Here is a 16,677-nt window from a genome sequence, read left to right as displayed (position 1 = left end):
CGACCTCAAAGGTTGGCCATGCATTTTCTGCGTCAGCGCGACGGTCTGCGCATCCCGTCCTCCGACATCACCCCGCGCACCGTCTATGAAAACCGCCGCGACTGGCTGAAGTCGGCCGGCGCACTCGGTATCGTTGGCCTTGGGGCTGGACTTGGCCTGGAGGCTACAGCGCAGACCACCGGCCCCGGCAAGCTCGCCAAGTTGCCCGGGGCCCGCAGTGCGGTGCCGGGCGCCATGGCCCTGGACAAGCTGACGCGGTATGAGGACGTCGTGTCCTACAACAACTACTACGAGTTCGGCACCGACAAGAGCGATCCAGCCCAGAACGCCCACACCCTGAAAACGCGCCCCTGGACCGTGGCCATTGAAGGTGAATGTGCCAAGCCAGGGCGGTATGGCATTGAAGACCTGCTCAAGCTGGCGCCCATGGAAGAGCGCATCTACCGGCTGCGTTGCGTTGAAGGCTGGTCGATGGTCATCCCCTGGGAAGGCTACTCGCTGTCGGAACTGCTCAAGAAAGCGGAGCCGACCGGCAAGGCCAAGTATGTGGAGTTCACCACTCTGGCGGACAAGGCGCAGATGCCGGGCGTACGCTCGGGCGTGCTGGACTGGCCGTATGTGGAGGGCCTGCGCCTGGACGAGGCCATGCACCCGCTGACGCTGCTGGCCTTTGGCCTGTATGGCGAGGTGCTGCCCAACCAGAATGGCGCACCGCTGCGGCTGGTGGTGCCCTGGAAATACGGCTTCAAGTCGGCCAAGTCCATCGTGAAGATCCGCTTCACCGAGCAGCAGCCCGTGAGCAGCTGGACCAAAGCGGCGCAGCAGGAATATGGGTTCTTCTCCAACGTGAACCCCAAGGTGGACCATCCGCGCTGGAGCCAGGCCACCGAGCGCCGCATCGGCGAGGACGGTTTTTTTGCAAAGAAGCGGGCCACGCTGATGTTCAACGGTTATGAATCCCAGGTGGGCCAGCTGTATGCTGGCATGGACCTGAAGAAGTTCTACTGAGCGGGCGGAGCGCCTCTTGCAGACTTCCTCGGAATCGTCTCCGCCAGCGCCACCAGCGACAGCACCCCGTGCCCCCTCGCGGGCCACTCCCGCCGTGCGGGCGGCCCGCCATCCCCTGCTCCATCCGGTCGCCAAACCCATCCTGTTTGTGCTGTGCCTGCTGCCGCTGGCCTGGTACACCTATGGCGTGCTCACCTTCCAGCTGGGCGCCAATCCGGCGGAAGCCGTCATCCGCGGTCTGGGCGACTGGACCCTGCGGCTGCTGTGGATCACGCTGGCGGTGACGCCGCTGCGTCAATGGACGGGCCAACCGGCGCTGGCACGGTTCCGGCGCATGCTGGGGGTGTTCACCTTCGTTTATGCGACGCTGCACCTCGTGGCTTATGCATTCTTGGACATGAGCCTGGATGTGCCGGAGATCCTGCGGGACATTGCCAAGCGCCCCTTCATCCTGATGGGCTTTGCGGCCTGGCTGATGCTGCTGCCGCTGGCCGCCACGTCCTTCAACCGGGCGATCAAGGCCTTGGGCGCCAAGCGATGGCAGTGGCTGCACAAGCTGGTGTATGCCATCGCCATCGTCGGGTTGATGCATTTCATCTGGATGCGCGCCGGCAAGAACAATTTCGCCGAGCCGTCGGTGTACGGTGGGATTCTGGCGGGGCTGTTTGGCTGGCGGCTATGGAAGGCCGCCGCGTCCCGCGTGCGGCGGGCTAGCTGACGAGCGAGAGTGGGGCCGCCGCTTGAGGGCGCACTGCGCGGCGGCTAGGTGACCGCTCAGGGGCTTCTGGGGCGGCTCAGACGCTGAGGGGGCTCACAAGGGGTTGACGCGGGTTCAGTGCGCGGTCCACCCGGCCGTTGCAGCGGCGGCCGGTGGCGGTGCAGTGGTCGGAGCTCCCATTGCTCGCGCTGGAGGTGCAGGTGCAGGTGCAGATGCAGATGCAGATGCAGGTGAAGGTGAAGGTGAAGGCGCAGATGAAGATGAAGACGCGGCGATGACCGGCAAATCCCTGCGAGACGGATCAGAGCGCCGCATCTTCATGATTTTCCGACCTCTTTCGGCCATCGTCCCCCGGCCCGGTGTCAGGCATCTTGCCGCGTCCGTCATACCGGCTCCCCAACCGGCCTTCGACATCCCTTCCTCGGGCCCACGCGGATGGTCTGCGATCCGAAAGACCCCGCTGCAGGGGGCCAGCGCGTGACGAATCACCCTGTCGAGCGCAACGAAAACCCCGGCTTGATCGCTTTCGCCGCCCATCCGGGATAATCCCGGGTTTTCCGCAGGCCACCGCCCGCCATGCCCGACGCCTCCCCCGGCTCCACGCCGGACATCCATTCCACGTTCCCTGCTGTCCTGGACGCCGCCATCATCGGAGGCGGCCCGGCGGGCTGCAGTGCGGCCAGTTGGCTGGCTCAGCTCGGCCTGAGTGTGGCGTTGATCGAACGCGAGCCCCGTCTCTGCGGCAGTTTGCAAGCGCTGACCTACCACCAGGACTGGCTGCTCGGCCAGCCCGGTGAAAGCCTGGCCTCGCTGGGAGACCGGTATGCCCGCCACACCCAGGCGCAGGCCGGGGTGCATGTGCTGCTGCACCGCAGTGCCCACCATCTGGACTGGCAGCCCGAACAAGGCTGGCAGATCCACCTGGACGGCGACGCCCAGGGCCCCGATGCCGCCGACCATGCCCAGCGCCAGACGCTGCGAGCCCGCGCGCTGGTGCTGGCCACCGGCCTGACGCCGCGACACCCTTCCCCGCTGTATCCCTCCACCGCTCGTCTGGGCCGGGTGATGGATACCATCGAGCTGACCGCCCGCCGCGACACCCTGCCCCCGGGCAAGGTCCTGCTGCTGGGGGGCGGCGACAACGCCGTCGAAAACGCCCTCTTCCTCCATGCCCACGGCCATGACGTGACCCTGTGGTCCCGCTCCGACTGGCGGGCCCAGAGCCATCTGCTGCAGCAGATGGATGCCGTACCCGGCATCCGGCGCCGCCCGGGCCAGGCAATGCCCACCGCCGTGCTTGCGCAGGACCACGGCGTGCTGGTGCAATCCAAAGCGTACGGCGACGAGCGCTTCGACCATGTGGCCGTGCTGCTGGGGTATGAGCCGGAGCCGTCCGCCTGGCTGCTGGTGGCCGATGCGCTGCAACGCGCCGGGGTCACGGCCCCCTCTCAGCCGTTCCGTGACGAACCCCGCTTCGGCGTGCTGGGGCTGTTTGTGGCGGGTGACGCCAGTGCTCGCCAGCATCCCTGCGTCCAGACCGCACTGGGGGACGGCGTGGTGGCCGCCAAGCAGGTGGAAGCCTTCCTGCGGCCGCTGCGCGAGGCCCAGCCGCCGGCCGCGCTGCGCCGCAACAACCGCCAGGTCATTCACATCACCGGTCTGCGTTTCGGCGCCAACCTGGGTGTGCTTGACTTCGAGCGGGAAGGCCCCCAACCGATCCAGGTGGATGCCGAGGTGAATCTGGGCGCCCAGATGATTGTTTCGCGGGATGCCGACATCGGCCATGTGCTGGACTATCGCCGCGTGCGCCTGATCATCATCGACGAATGCACGGCCGAGCACACCGACCTGCTGGAGGCCCTGCTGGGCAAGCTCTGCACACGGCTGATGAAACTGCCGGGCGTGGTGGGTGTGCGTATCAAGGTGACGAAGCTGGAGATCTTCCCCGACTGCCAGGTGGCCATCAGCGCCGAATGCGGGCAGTGGTGACGACCCGTATGAGCGAATGCGGGCCGTGGTGAACCGCACCCAGAATTTGAGATAGGACTGACCATGATTGAGAGCACGACCGCTGTTGTTGAAAGCCCCGAGACCGGTGCTGCGGAGGCGGCCGCCAAGAAGCATGCCCATGAGATGAACAAGCTGTCCAAGCGGCTGCATCGCCAGGTGGGGCAGGCGATTGCAGACTTCAACATGATCGAGGACGGGGACAAGGTGATGGTCTGCCTGTCCGGCGGCAAGGACAGCTATTCGCTGCTGGACATCCTGATCAACCTGAAGGAACGCGCGCCGATCAAGTTCGACATCGTCGCGGTCAACCTGGACCAGAAGCAACCCGGCTTCCCGGAGGACGTGCTGCCCACCTATCTGCGTTCGCGCGGCGTGGAGTTCCATATCGAGGAACAGGACACCTACTCCATCGTCAAGCGTCTGGTGCCCGAAGGCAAGACCACCTGCAGCCTGTGCTCGCGGCTGCGGCGCGGCATCCTGTACCGGGTGGCGGGTGAACTGGGCGCCACCAAGATCGCGCTGGGCCATCACCGCGACGACATCGTCACCACGCTGATGCTCAACATGTTCTTCGGCAGCCGCATGAAAGGCATGCCGCCCAAGCTGGTCAGCGACGACGGCAAGAACGTGGTGATCCGCCCGCTGGCCTATGTGCGGGAGTCCGACCTGCAGCGCTGGGCGGAGCACCGTGAATTCCCCATCATCCCCTGCAACCTCTGCGGCAGCCAACCCAACCTGCAGCGCGCCACCGTCAAGGCCATGCTGCAGGACTGGGACCGGCGCTTCCCCGGCCGCGTGGACAACATGTTCACCGCCATGGGCAACATCGTGACCTCCCACATGATGGACCGGTCGCTGTTCCCCTTCGAGACCATCAAGGCCACCGGCGCCCCGGTCCAGGACGGCGACATCGCCTTCGACGAAGAGGAAAACTGCGGGACGGATGCCGGCGGTTCCGGCTCGGTGATCCGCCTGGTGCGGGACGACGACCAGGAATAAGCGCGCCGGAACGTCGGGCCTGCGCTGCTCGCCACCCCGGTAACCTGATCGAAACCGAATCCTTACCTGGCCCTCACACACAGGGTCAACCGGACACGGTCACAATCGTTGTTCTGAAGGGTCGGCCGCACGCCTGCAGGGGCGTGGGCATCGACTCAGGTTCGACTTCAGGAGGCCCGTATGTTCCATGTCCATCGTCGTCTGGCCCTGGCCAGTGTCGGCGCCGCCGCCTTGCTGGCCCTGACCGGCTGCGCGGCGCTCAACAGCGTTTCGGCCGAGGCGCAGTCCTTCGGCAGTTGGCCGGCGGGCCGTCAACCCGGCACCTATGCCTTCGAGCGCATTCCCTCCCAGCAGCAGAATGCGGAGGCGCAGGCCCGTCTGGAAGATGCGGCGCGTGGCGCGCTGGAGAAGGCGGGCTTCACCGCCGCGACAGATGCCAAAACGGCGGATGTGCTGGTGTCGATTGGCGCACGCATCACCCGTAGCTCACCGGCCCCTTGGGATGACCCGCTGTGGTGGCGCTGGAACGGCAACTACTTCCAATGGCGCTACGGTCCGGCCTGGCGGCCCTATTACAACCGCTGGGGCTATGCCTACCCCATGGATCCGATGATGGAGCGGCGCTATGACCGGGAAGTGGCCCTGCTGCTGCGCGACCGCCAGAGCAATGAGCCGCTGTATGAGGCCCGCGCCAGCAATGACGGCCTGACCGAAGGCGACCAGCGGATGCTGGCGGCCCTGTTCGAGGCCTCGTTCGCGGACTTCCCCCAGACCCGGCCAGAGCCGCATTCGGTCTCCGTGCCTCTGCCGCCCTCACCGGGGCGCTGACACGCGCGGCAACGATAATCGCGGTTTTCCACTGGAAGCCGCGATTTTTTTATGTCGCTGAACATCGTTGTCATGGCCGCGGGCAAGGGCACCCGCATGAAGTCGTCCCTGCCGAAGGTGCTGCACAAGCTGGCGGGCCGTTCGCTGCTGCGGCATGTGCTGTCTCGCACGGCGGCCCTGCAGGCACAGGCCCGTATCGTGATCACCGGGCACGGGGCGGACCAGGTCGAAGCGGCCGTGGCCGGCGATGGCATCCGCTTTGTGCGGCAGGAGCCTCAGCTGGGTACCGGCCATGCCATCCAGCAGGCCGTGCCGGCGCTGGAGGCCGGCGGCAGCACCTTGATCCTCAGCGGCGACACGCCCCTCATCAGCACGCCCACCACCCAGGCGCTGGTGCAGGCCTGCCAGGGCAGCCAGCTGGTGCTGCTGACCATTGAATACGCCGACCCGACCGGCTATGGACGCATCGTGCGGGACGGCACGGCGGTGAAGGCCATCGTGGAGCACAAGGACGCCACGCCGGATCAGCGGCTGATCCGTGAGTGCTACACCGGCATCATGGCGGCCCCCACCGATGCGCTCAAGCGCTGGGTGAGCCAGCTCAGCAATCAAAACGCGCAGGGGGAGTACTACCTGACCGACATCGTCGCCATGGCCGTGGCGGAGGGGGTGCCGGTGGTGGCGGTCACGACCACCGACGAAACCGAAGTGCTGGGCGTGAACAGCCCGTCGCAACTGGCCCACCTGGAGCGCCGCTTCCAGCGCCAGCAGGCGGAAGCGCTGATGGATGCGGGGGTGCGCCTGGCGGATCCGGCCCGTCTGGATGTGCGTGGCACGCTGACCTGCGGCCGGGATGTGGAGATCGACGTCAACTGCGTCTTTGAAGGCAATGTCACGCTGGGTGACGGTGTTCGCATTGGCGCCAACTGCGTGATTCGCAACGCCACCATCGATGCAGGGGCCCGCATCCACGAGTTCACCCATATTGACGGCGAAGCCGCCGGCGCGAGCGTGGGTGAAGGTGCACTGATCGGCCCGTTTGCCCGCCTGCGTCCGGGCGCCCAGCTCGGTGCCGAGGTTCACATCGGCAATTTCGTCGAAGTGAAGAACTCGACCCTGGCCAAGGGGGCCAAGGCCAACCATCTGGCCTACTTGGGCGACGCCACCGTCGGTGAGCGCGTCAATTACGGCGCTGGGTCGATTACCGCAAACTATGACGGGGCCAACAAACACCGCACCACCATCGGCGCCGATGTGCATGTCGGCTCCAACTGCGTGCTGGTGGCCCCCGTGACGCTGGGCGACGGCGCCACCATCGGCGGCGGCTCCACCATCACCAAGAATGTGGCGCCGGGGCAGCTGGCCGTGGCGCGCGGCCGACAAATCGTGATATCTGAATGGGTGAGGCCTGTCAAAAAGAAATGAGGGGTTCAGAATCCCTTTAAGCTGAGTTTGCGCCGCGGCCACTTGTGGCATGTTGATTCGTGACATGTGCATCAAGTGGCCCCGCGCCAAGCGGCCAGCCCCCCGGACCACGGGAGGCGACCGGGGCGAAGGTTTCCTAGCATTCGCCCTGTTGTAGATCCACCTGGGTGTTCCATGGCGATCCGTACTGCTGAAACGACCGAGCTGCTGCCCGTGCGAGACGACGACGTCGTGGCGCCGGAAACGGCTGCATTGGACGGGCTGATGAAGGCGCTGGATGCCGAGGCGGACACGCCGGAAGCTCGGGCCGCTCGCAGTGAAGCGCTGGAACAGCTGGCTTTGTCCCACGCCATGTGTGATGACGCCGCCCAAGCCTGCTTCTACCTTTGTCGCAGCCTTGGGCTGGCCCGCCAGCAAGCCCCGATGGAGGGCGACGGGGGACCGGATCTGGATCTGCTGTTCCAGTTGCTCGGTGCTTTGGCCGACCTGCCGGCTGAAATCAACGCGTTGCCGCTGCCGGAGGGCGAAGCCGACGGTCTGGGGGTGGCGGAACTCTGCCACCAGCTCAGCGCCGCTCGTGACATGACCACCGCCGCCTGGCATGATGCGGCCGATCTCGATCACTCGGTAGCGGCCTGCCCGGCGGCCCCGGCGCACGCGCTGCATTAGCGGGTGCTTCAAGCGGGGGCTTCAGGCGTGGGCTTCAGGCACCTGCATCTTGCGGGTGCTCTAGGCGGCCTGTTGGAAATCGAAGGGTTTGTAGGTGCCGTCCCTGACGGCGCCCGCCGCCATGGTGTCAGTGGCGGCGGCTCATCTCCCGATGACCGCGTTCATGTCCCGCAATCAAACGGCTGACACGAGACACCGACAAGCCCAGTTCCCTCGCCAGCGCCGTCATCGACTGCCCACCTTCGGTATGGGCTCGATACAGCGCTTCTTCGCGGCTGGTGCTGTTTCTCATCCATTCCCGCAGACCGCGGGGACGGGGTGACCGGGGCGCCCGTTCACTCAGGCTGACCGTGCGCTGAACAAAGGCAGCATCACCCAAAAAGATCTGGTGGCGAAGCTGGCCCCAGATGTCCAGTGCCGGCTCCGCCTCCACCAGCCCGTAATAACGCTGCGCGGCACGGCGTCGGTCCGATGCCGTCTGGGGCAGGCGTCCCAGCACATGGCTCCACAGGCCCTCCACCTCCAGCCAGGGCGGCGACGCCACCATGCCGGAGTGGGCCGGGAAGCTGCTCCAGGACCATTGCGCCGGATCGTCCACCAGTCCGTCCCGCACGCCCACCAACTCCACATACCGGCAGGCGTCCAGCAGCAGATGCTCCCGATCCACCAGCACGGCCTTGAACCGGCCCTGGAAGACATGGCCAGTGCGGTTGTGGCGGCGGTTGTACGCTTGTGTGTAGACGCCGTTGAGATGGCGCATCAGGCGCGACAGATTGGCCTGGCGGGTAAACATCAGCAGCTCATAGTGCTGCGTACCCAGACCGTAGGCCAGCACCTGTGCATCAAAACGCTTGACAGCCTGGTCCAGCAATTCCAGCAGCAGGTGGCGATCTTCGTCATCGACGAATACAGCGCTCTCCCCACGTGTGGCCACGTGATAGACGGCACCCGGAAATTCGATGCGAAGCGGCCTGGCCATGGCTTGAAAGTAGGCGAGCCACTGCCAAAAAACAAGGTGCCGGGCCACTGTTGGGAGGGACGCAAGCGCCTCTGGGGCTGATGCTGCGGCGCAAGACGTGACACCGCTGAGCGAGTGTGGGGGGTGCGGGGAAAACGCGCCGGGAAGGTATTGGCAAGGTGCCGGGAAAGTACCGCAAGGGCAGCGGGCAGGCGCGGTGAAAGTGCGGCTGAGGTGCGGCTGAGGGACGGCTGAGGTGCGGCTAAGCCGCAGCGAAGTCGTCCGGAGGAGACTGAGAAGGGGTCAGTCCTCGCTTTTGGCAAGCGAGGGCAAGCGAGGACAAGAAATGACAAGAGCGAGGCAATGACGCCGAGGTGGCCGGTCAGCTTTTGCCGAGCTTCGCCAGCACTTGCAACACGGCGTCCTCGCCCATGTTGCGGGCATCCGCCAGTTCGCCGCCCACGGTGGCGCCCAACACCTGCCCCTCCGAGCTCAGCACCGCCACAGTGGGGATGCCCTTCTTCAGGGTGACACCCATCTGGTTGGCCACGTCCACATTGCGGTCGAATCGACCGACATTGACCTTCACAACGACAAATCGCTTGCCCACTTCCTGCGACAACGATCCCTGCCCGAAACCGCGATCAAGGGCCAAACAATCCTTGCACCAGTTCGCCCCATAGACCACCAGCACCTGTTTGTGCTCAGCGCTCGCTTTGGCAATCGCCTGGTTGATGTCGACCCGGGCATCCGCCTGCTCGTTGTAGGGGCCTGCAGCAGCGGTTTCAGCCGCACGGGCGGCCGGCAACGCGGCCAGGACCAGGCTCGCGGCCATCAGGAAGGAGGTAGTGCGTCGTTTCATCCTGTAAGTGTGCCATCGCCAACAAGGCCCTGCGCACCGCCCGGCCGTATCGGAAATACCGATGGGCGCATGCGGTACAAACGCAGCTTCTTTACTTTTAGCGATCGGCGGCCTTCCGCCGCTTCACACCGCCATGGCCTCCAGCCTGCTTGCCTTGCTCGACGACATCACCACCGTCCTCGACGATGTAGCCCTGCTCTCCAAGATGGCCGCCAAGAAGACCAGCGGCGTCCTGGGTGACGATCTGGCGCTGAATGCCCAGCAAGTCACCGGCGTTCGGGCGGACCGGGAGCTGCCGGTGGTGTGGGGGGTGTTCAAGGGCTCCCTGATCAACAAGGCGATTCTCGTGCCTGCGGCCTTGGCCATCAGTGCCTGGGCGCCCTGGGCCGTCACCCCGTTGCTGATGGTGGGTGGTGCCTACCTGTGCTTTGAGGGCGTGGAAAAGCTGGCCCACCGCTGGCTGCATGGGAATGAGCCGGAGGCCGAGGAAAAGGCCCTGGAGGCCGCCCTGGAACAACCGGGAGCCGATATCGAGGCGCTGGAGAAGGACAAAGTCAAGGGTGCCATCCGGACCGACTTCATCCTGTCCGCCGAAATCATTGCCATCACCCTGGGAACGGTGGCCGACGCGAGTTTCACGGCACGGTTGCTGGTGCTGTCCAGCGTCGCGCTGGTGATGACCCTCGGCGTGTATGGCCTGGTCGCCGGCATCGTGAAAATGGACGACATCGGGCTGTGGCTCAGCCGCCGCGCGGCTGCCTGGCAGCAGTCGGTGGGCCGCGGCCTGGTGGCGCTCGCCCCCTGGCTGATGAAAGCCTTGTCGGTGCTGGGCACGGCAGCCATGTTCCTGGTCGGTGGCGGCATCCTGACCCACGGATGGCCGGCGCTGCACCATGGCATTGAACATGGCGTGCAGGGGATGGGTGTGACCGGTGTGGTGCAGTCGGCGCTGCAGTTGGTGGGCGATGTGGTGGTGGGCCTCGTTGCGGGTGCGCTTGTGCTGGCCGTAGTCAGTGGAGTGCAGCGGCTGCGCAAGCGCTGAGCGTGATCTGTCCGTGGTGAGCCGCCGGGTGCTGGTAACGTTCAGCCTGAACCTGCGGCATCGCGGAGAATCACGGCATGAAGACGCATCAGATTGAGATCCAGAAGTTCAAGGCCGCTTCCAACTCCAGCCACGGCACGGTGAGCTTCAAGGTGGACGCGCTGGTCAACGCACGCCAGCCGGTGGAAGGCATTGAGCCTTCCAGCCTCATCACCATGAGCGAAGCCAATGCACGCGTGCTGATGGCCCTGCTCAAGACACAGTTGGCTGAATTCGACGGCCGCAAGGCGCGCAGCCAACGCTGATGGGCGAGTGTGCCGCTTCGGGTGCACTCAGACCTGTCCACCGACCCTGCCTTGGCCCCCAGGCCAAGCCCTTTGATTGCTGAAAGATTCGAATCACCATGGAACTGCCGCAGTACCAACCCGAGAAGGCGGACTATCTCCCGCTCACCGACGACGAGCTTCAAGACCTGGACGACTGGTTGTCCGAGCTGCCCACCGATGCCGCGATGAATATCGAGGCGATTGATGGTTATCTGAGCGCGTTATTGCTCAGCCCGGTGTCCCTGAGCGAGAAGCCGGGGGCCGACTGGATGGCGCCGGTGTGGGGCGGTGGTGATCCGTTCACCAGCGGCAAGCAGCGCAAGCGCATTGCCTTGTTGCTGCTGCGCCATGTTCACAGCCTCTCGGTGCAATGGACGTCCAAGCAGGACGAATGGGAACCCATCTTCAGCATCGCCGAAGAAGGTGAGCAGCAACTGGTGGATGCTGAAGACTGGTGTACAGGCTTCATGATCGGCGTGGATCAGGATGGCGAGGCCTGGGCCCCGCTGTTTGAGCACACCAAGACGGCGGCGGCCCTGGCTCCCATCGCCCTGCTGGGTGGTGATGAGGAGCAACTCTCCGCCGAAGACGAAGAGAAGCTGGCAGATCTGCACTGGCGCGATGCCTTGAGCCGTGAGGTCCCCGAGGGTGTGCTGACCCTGTGGACCTTGCGCCAGGCTGCCGACTGACAGCGCTCTGGACGGACCGGCGCCGGGAGGGCAGACCTCCCATGCGGCGCCAGCCGTCCCGCTCAGGCCGCCAAGGCCAGCACGCGGTAGGTGGGCACCGGTTCCCGGACCTCGTGCTCCGGGAAGCTTCCCCAGCCGCGATCGGACGAAGGGGCCAAGGAGACATCCCTGTCGCCCGCAGCTGATTCCCGCGCCAGGGCGCGTTCAATCACCCCGAGCATGCCCAACGCTTCGCGCAGGTTGTCACGCACGGCGGCGGCTACCAGCAGCGCTTCATCGTCGTCGGGCAGTGGGCTCTCATCCTGATAGTCGCGTTCCAGACGGGCGACCAATTCGGCGGAGGCCACCGCCTGCTGCATGCGCTCACGCAGCGTTTCCAGGGCCACCCGTACAGTGATGTCCCGGCGAGGCGCCAGCCATTCAGCATTGCCTGGCATGAAACGGCTGCGGCTGGGATACATGCGGGAGGCGTAGAGAAATTCTTCAAATTCCGCGTCATCCAGGTCGCGCAACGGGCGGCTGTCCAGCAGCGCCATCATGGTGAAGGGCCGGCTGGGCTCGCCCTGCGCAGGGCCGGATGCTGGGAGAGAGGGCTCACCGCAGGGGTCGCTGGTGAGATCGCCGAACGCCGTGTTGAAGGGGCCTGCTAGAGGGTCCGCCAGGAGTTCATCGAGGAGTTCGTTCAGCGACTCATCGGAGTGCTCATCAAAGTGGCCACGGAAGCGCGGATCGAAGCGCTCGTCGAACCTGTCGTCCGAAGCGTCGTCGCCCCACGAAGGAGGGCAGGCTTGATGTGGTGCGTCAAACCTTGGGTTGTTGGCACTGGCGTGGGTGGGACGATGAGGACGATGAGGACGGTTGGAGGCAGGGGGAGGAGGGGCGGATGGGAAAGAGGTCGTGTGCGTCATGGTGCGGCTCCGGTTCAGGCCATCGAGGGAATGGCTCATGATCCACGGAGTGCGGTGCCCGTTTCACGATGAAGATCAAGGCCGATCTCCCCGCTCGAAACACCATTCATTTTGACTGGCGCGAGTCAGTGGGCGGGCTCCGCGATACACGTCAGTGCCCCCTGCTTTCCAGTGGCCCACCGGCCTGGAGGGGCCGATGGGCAGGGCCCGGAACGGCCCTGGGTCGCTCAGCGCTGGGCAGCGCCGAGATGCTGCAGCCAGAAGGCTTCGTACTTGCGATGCTGGCCGACCGGCTTGACCGCGCCGCCCAGGGCATGGACGCCATCCGGGTCCAGGAACAGTTCGACCAAACCTTCCTTGCCTGACTCCAGCAGGGCGCGATAGACATTGACCGTGTCCTGATACAACACGTTCGGGTCCTGCATGCCATGCACCAGCAGCAACGGCTTTTTCAGCTGGCGTGCCAGCGGCAACAGCGAGTACTTGCGCAGCACGGGTTTGGTCCGGTCCACCGGGCCGATGGTGCGCCCGCTATACCAGGAGTTGTAGTTCTCCCACTCGGTCGGGCCCGCGCCCGCGATGCCAGCCGCAAACAGATCCGGCTTGGTGTAGAGCGTGTACTGCGTCTGGAAGCCGCCGAAGCTCCAGCCGTTCAGACCGATGCGGCTGCCATCCACCCCCAGGTTGGCCTTCATGTAGGCCACCAGGTCTTCCAGGTCTTCCGCTTGCGGTTGCCCGGGTTGCTGCCAGTTGGCATCCGCAAAGCGTTCTCCGTAGTTGGAATGCCCGCGCGGGTCCACCGTGACCGTCACGTACCCATACTTCACCGCCATGTACATGGCAAAGAGATACCCGGTGTTCTGGAAGCTGTCCGTCTCGACCAGATGACGGTCATTCAACGGGCCCCCATACACATAAACGATGCCAGCACGTTGGTCGCTCTGCTTCCAGCCCTGCGGCTTGAAGACATAAGCGGGGATGCTGTCGCCGTGGCGATTGCGGAAGCTGAAGCGTTCTGGTTGCAGCGGGTTCACCTGGGCCCAGGCCGGGTCATGGCTGGTGGTCAGCACACGTCCGGGTTCGACACCACCAACGGCCGGTTGGCCCTTGATCAGCTTCAGTTCCGGCAGGTGCGCCCAGTCACCGGCCACAGCGGCCAGCCACTGGCCGTTGCGGGCGACCGTGGCATTGCGGTGATATTCGGGGGAACGCCCCAGCGCGGTCATGCGGCCGTCTTTCAGGTCCACACGCCAAAGATTCATGGCGGCGTAGTCATCCTTGTTGGCCACCACAAACATCGTCTTGGCATCCGGGGTGAATCCCAGCACCTGGTAGGCCTCGAAATCGCCGTTGACCAGCGGGCGCACCGTGCGATCGCTGCCCTGCAGGCTCAAAGCATAGGGCTGACGCCAGCCCTTGTCGGCCAGCATCACGACCAGGTCACGGCCATCGGGGGTGAACTGCGGCGTCATCACGTTCACCAGTTCATGGTGGATGGGCGCACGACGTTCCACCGCCACCACCGGCTTGCTGCCGGGCTGTCCGAGATAGACGCGGTACAGGCCCTTTTCACGCTCAAACGTGGCAAAGGCGTAATGGCTGCCCGCGCGGGACCAGACCACCGGCGACATTTCAAACCACACATCGCCGCCGGGGTGGGTGAACACCGGCTCCGGTTGTCGGACGGGGACTTCGCCCGGAGCCGGGACGGGACGCACAAACAGCGCCATCGCCGGGAGCGCGCGCTTGTCATCGGAGACTTCGCGGTCGACCTTCTTGGCCGCAGCGAAGCGCTCGCTGTAGCTCATGATCTCGACCTGGCGGCCAGGCTTGGGCGCAGGCTTGCCATCGGGCGTGGTGAGCGGCGCCTCCGCCACGAGCGCCATCCAGCGGCCGTTTTCACTCAGCGTGGTCTGCGCGATCTTGAACTTGCGATCTTCATTATCGGGATTGAAGAGCTCGCGGTTGATCACCTCGACACCGATGGTGGTCAACTGGATACGCAGCACGCGCGACTCGTCCTGCGCAATCAGGGCGCGATCATCCGGAGTGTAGGCAATCGGCTTGAGCAAGCGCCCCGTGGACAGCAGCGGCTGCGCACGGTCCGCGCCCACCTTCCAGCGCAAGAGCTGACCGCGATAGCTGAACACCAGCTCATCGCCCTTGTTGGCCCACACGAACTGGGACACACCGGGATAGAGGTCTTCGGGCTTCAGCTTGTCACGGGCCTGCTGCTTCTTCAGCTCGTCACGCAGTTCCCACAGTTCCATGTCCTTGGGATCTTTGGCGGGCTTGCGGGCCTCGGCGGAGGACGCCGGGGCCGAGGCGGAGGACGCCGGGGCCGAGGCGGAGGTCGCCGGGGCCGAGGCGGCGGCCACGGCCGATGCCGCAGCATCCCCCCAGGCGGCCTGTTCTGCCGCCTTGCGGGCGTCGTCGCGCGCCTTGCGTTGACTCAGCTCGACCTTCAGGGCCTCCAGCGCCTTGCGCTCCCATTGGTCCAGGTCCACCTTCTCGCCACGCAGGTAGGCGGCTTGCGCCTCTTCCTTCGCCTGGCGCTCCGCCTGTTCGTCCCGCTTCTGCTGCAGTTTGCGGGCGAAGCGATCCAGGTTCTCCGGCGTCTCGACCATGGCCATCAGGGTCGGCGAACTCACCCGTACCGTCTTGCCGGTTTGCGTATCGTGCACATACAAGTCGGTGCCCGGCTCGCCAAATGGGTTCCACAGATACGCCACATAGCGGCCATCTGCACTGAAGCGGGCCTCTTTGGCGGCTTCACCGCGATAGGACTCGGCGCGGAACAACTGCTCCAGGGTCAGGGGCGACGTGGTGGCGGCCACCGGTGCCGGCGCGGCTGCGTGTGCCGCAGTGCCGTCGCCCAGGGCCAGCCCGGACGCCAGGGTCGCCAGCGCCAGGGTGCTCAGGATCCAATGCTTCAAAGTACCTCTCCACCCCCCACTCGTTGGGGGACCTGAGATTCTAGAAATCTTGGCTACACATGCTTACCGCGTCAGCGTGCACCGCGGACGGTGACCGCGCGTTAGACACCCAGGCTTTCCCTGATTCCCCAGGGGAACTGTTCGATTAAGGAACCGTTCATGAAATCCCTGCTGATCGCTTCGACGCTCGCCTTGGCCGCCCTGACGGCCCCTGCTGCCCATGCGGGCGATGTGGGGGTGTCCATCAGCGTGGGTCAGCCAGGTTTCTATGGGCAGATCCAACTGGGGGGTGGGTACCCGCCGCCGTCGGTGGTGTATACCGAGCCGGTGCTGGTGGAGCGGGTTTATGCACCGCCGCCCCCCATCTACCTGCGGGTGCCACCGGCGCACTATGCACATTGGGCGCAGCACTGCGGCTTCTATCGGGCTTGCGGGCGGCCGGTGTATTTTGTGCGTGAGGACTGGTATGCCCGGACCTACGCGCCGACGTATTACGGGCCGGCTTACCGCCCTGGTTTTGTGCCGGGCCCGCCACACGGGTATCCGGTGGTGGCTCCGCCGCCGCGCTGGGAAGGTCGGCGGGATTGGGACCGCCGCGAATGGGATCGTCGTGACTGGGACCGCCGGGATTGGGACCGGAGAGACTGGGACCGGCGTGGTGACGGGCGTGGTGACGGACGCGGGGACGGGCGCCGCGATTGGGATGACCGCCGCGGGGACGACCACCATCATCACCGCGACCATTGAGGTTGTGTCGCGTATAGTGGGGGCATTCGCGCGGCAACGCGGCGCGTCCACTAGCACCCCCCAATGCTCACAAAAGTCATTGCTGCTCTAGGTCTCCTGATCTGCGTGCTGCTGGCCGTGGACATGATGCTGCCTCGGCGCTACCAGCAAGCGTGGCGCGGATGGATGCACCGGGTGTTTGGCCTGTCTGCAGGGTCGGTGTCAGAGCGCTTCTCCGGCCTGGGACTGCGCTTCAGTTCGCGTGAGCGGCGCCGTGCGGCCCACGATGCGGCGCGGGACGCGATTGCACGAGCCAAGCAACGGGCTGCGAAATGGGACGGCAACGTCTATCACAGCGACGAGTTCGAACGTCGGCAAAGGCGCAAGCCTCATTGATGCCAAGCGCCTGGGACAGGCGCTGATTGGGCCGTTGCAAGTTGAATACGGCGTCGCACATTGAATGCGACAAGACAATGCCCGCCTCTCCGAGGCCTTTGGTGCGCTGCAAGCTTTGTGGGGGACGCAACGGCTTGATGGTCAGCGGGCTCGAGTTCTGCAGGGTGTTGTGAAGAG

General features: G+C 65.3%; 17 protein-coding genes and 1 pseudogene. 14 read left to right on the top strand and 4 right to left on the bottom strand.

All coding sequences use genetic code 11. The annotated features are described in order from the left end of the window. Window positions 1-18 precede the first annotated feature (18 nt). The 9 genes and pseudogenes from msrP (at window position 19) to OU995_RS08765 (ending at window position 7,657) form a co-directional block, all read left to right on the top strand. Entirely contained in the window at window positions 19-1,008 is a 990-nt protein-coding gene (msrP, locus tag OU995_RS08805) for a protein-methionine-sulfoxide reductase catalytic subunit MsrP (protein ID WP_267835152.1), read from the top strand. A 94-nt stretch (window positions 1,009-1,102) separates the two neighbouring features. Then, entirely contained in the window at window positions 1,103-1,726 is a 624-nt protein-coding gene (locus OU995_RS08800) for a sulfite oxidase heme-binding subunit YedZ (RefSeq protein ID WP_267836214.1), read from the top strand. Window positions 1,727-1,878: 152 nt separating this feature from the next. Next, a complete protein-coding gene (locus OU995_RS08795; protein WP_267835151.1) occupies window positions 1,879-2,004 on the top strand; it encodes a hypothetical protein in 126 nt (41 codons plus the stop codon). A gap of 298 nt (window positions 2,005-2,302) precedes the next feature. Beyond that, window positions 2,303-3,265, top strand: a pseudogene (locus OU995_RS08790) (NAD(P)/FAD-dependent oxidoreductase); the annotation flags it as partial. Window positions 3,266-3,346: 81 nt separating this feature from the next. Beyond that, window positions 3,347-3,715 carry a dihydroneopterin aldolase gene (locus OU995_RS08785; protein ID WP_058937625.1) on the top strand — a complete coding sequence of 123 codons (369 nt, stop codon included), beginning with the start codon at window positions 3,347-3,349 and terminating at the stop codon, window positions 3,713-3,715. Window positions 3,716-3,778: 63 nt separating this feature from the next. Beyond that, window positions 3,779-4,735: a tRNA 2-thiocytidine(32) synthetase TtcA gene (ttcA, locus tag OU995_RS08780; RefSeq protein ID WP_267835150.1), complete on the top strand. Its 957-nt coding sequence runs from the start codon at window positions 3,779-3,781 to the stop codon at window positions 4,733-4,735. 180 nt (window positions 4,736-4,915) lie between these two features. Further along, a complete protein-coding gene (locus OU995_RS08775; protein ID WP_267835149.1) occupies window positions 4,916-5,563 on the top strand; it encodes a DUF4136 domain-containing protein in 648 nt (215 codons plus the stop codon). 51 nt (window positions 5,564-5,614) lie between these two features. After that, complete coding sequence (glmU, locus tag OU995_RS08770; protein WP_267835148.1) at window positions 5,615-6,988, top strand: bifunctional UDP-N-acetylglucosamine diphosphorylase/glucosamine-1-phosphate N-acetyltransferase GlmU; 1,374 nt, start codon at window positions 5,615-5,617, stop codon at window positions 6,986-6,988. 174 nt (window positions 6,989-7,162) lie between these two features. Next, window positions 7,163-7,657, top strand: a complete 495-nt coding sequence (locus OU995_RS08765) for a hypothetical protein (protein WP_267835147.1) — start codon at window positions 7,163-7,165, stop codon at window positions 7,655-7,657. A gap of 127 nt (window positions 7,658-7,784) precedes the next feature. Here OU995_RS08765 and OU995_RS08760 read toward each other — a convergent pair whose 3' ends face one another. After that, window positions 7,785-8,636: a transposase gene (locus OU995_RS08760; protein WP_267835146.1), complete on the bottom strand. Its 852-nt coding sequence runs from the start codon at window positions 8,634-8,636 to the stop codon at window positions 7,785-7,787. 361 nt (window positions 8,637-8,997) lie between these two features. Next, window positions 8,998-9,477: a thioredoxin family protein gene (locus OU995_RS08755; protein WP_267835145.1), complete on the bottom strand. Its 480-nt coding sequence runs from the start codon at window positions 9,475-9,477 to the stop codon at window positions 8,998-9,000. A 133-nt stretch (window positions 9,478-9,610) separates the two neighbouring features. On the opposite strand from OU995_RS08755, the gene OU995_RS08750 reads away from it, so the two are divergent. From OU995_RS08750 to OU995_RS08740, 3 genes are all read left to right on the top strand, one after another. After that, window positions 9,611-10,519, top strand: a complete 909-nt coding sequence (locus OU995_RS08750) for a DUF808 domain-containing protein (RefSeq protein WP_267835144.1) — start codon at window positions 9,611-9,613, stop codon at window positions 10,517-10,519. A 77-nt stretch (window positions 10,520-10,596) separates the two neighbouring features. Then, the gene (locus OU995_RS08745; protein ID WP_267835143.1) at window positions 10,597-10,824 is read left to right on the top strand and encodes a hypothetical protein; all 228 of its coding nucleotides are present in this window, start codon (window positions 10,597-10,599) and stop codon (window positions 10,822-10,824) included. Window positions 10,825-10,922: 98 nt separating this feature from the next. Further along, window positions 10,923-11,534, top strand: a complete 612-nt coding sequence (locus OU995_RS08740; protein ID WP_267835142.1) for a UPF0149 family protein — start codon at window positions 10,923-10,925, stop codon at window positions 11,532-11,534. A 62-nt stretch (window positions 11,535-11,596) separates the two neighbouring features. On the opposite strand, the gene OU995_RS08735 is transcribed toward OU995_RS08740, so the two are convergent. Both OU995_RS08735 and OU995_RS08730 read right to left on the bottom strand, forming a co-directional pair. Next, window positions 11,597-12,442 carry a hypothetical protein gene (locus tag OU995_RS08735; RefSeq protein WP_267835141.1) on the bottom strand — a complete coding sequence of 282 codons (846 nt, stop codon included), beginning with the start codon at window positions 12,440-12,442 and terminating at the stop codon, window positions 11,597-11,599. A gap of 227 nt (window positions 12,443-12,669) precedes the next feature. Further along, window positions 12,670-15,378 carry a S9 family peptidase gene (locus OU995_RS08730; protein ID WP_267835140.1) on the bottom strand — a complete coding sequence of 903 codons (2,709 nt, stop codon included), beginning with the start codon at window positions 15,376-15,378 and terminating at the stop codon, window positions 12,670-12,672. A gap of 159 nt (window positions 15,379-15,537) precedes the next feature. Between OU995_RS08730 and OU995_RS08725 the strand changes: the two genes are divergently transcribed. Both OU995_RS08725 and OU995_RS08720 read left to right on the top strand, forming a co-directional pair. Continuing rightward, window positions 15,538-16,125: a hypothetical protein gene (locus OU995_RS08725; RefSeq protein ID WP_267835139.1), complete on the top strand. Its 588-nt coding sequence runs from the start codon at window positions 15,538-15,540 to the stop codon at window positions 16,123-16,125. A 63-nt stretch (window positions 16,126-16,188) separates the two neighbouring features. After that, window positions 16,189-16,500: a hypothetical protein gene (locus tag OU995_RS08720; RefSeq protein ID WP_267835138.1), complete on the top strand. Its 312-nt coding sequence runs from the start codon at window positions 16,189-16,191 to the stop codon at window positions 16,498-16,500. The last annotated feature ends 177 nt before the right edge of the window (window positions 16,501-16,677 follow it).

The organism is Roseateles sp. SL47 (assembly GCF_026625885.1).
Taxonomy (GTDB): Bacteria; Pseudomonadota; Gammaproteobacteria; order Burkholderiales; family Burkholderiaceae_C; genus Roseateles.
The sequence above is the reverse complement of the archived record's forward strand: the minus strand, read 5'-3'. Positions and strand labels throughout refer to the sequence as shown.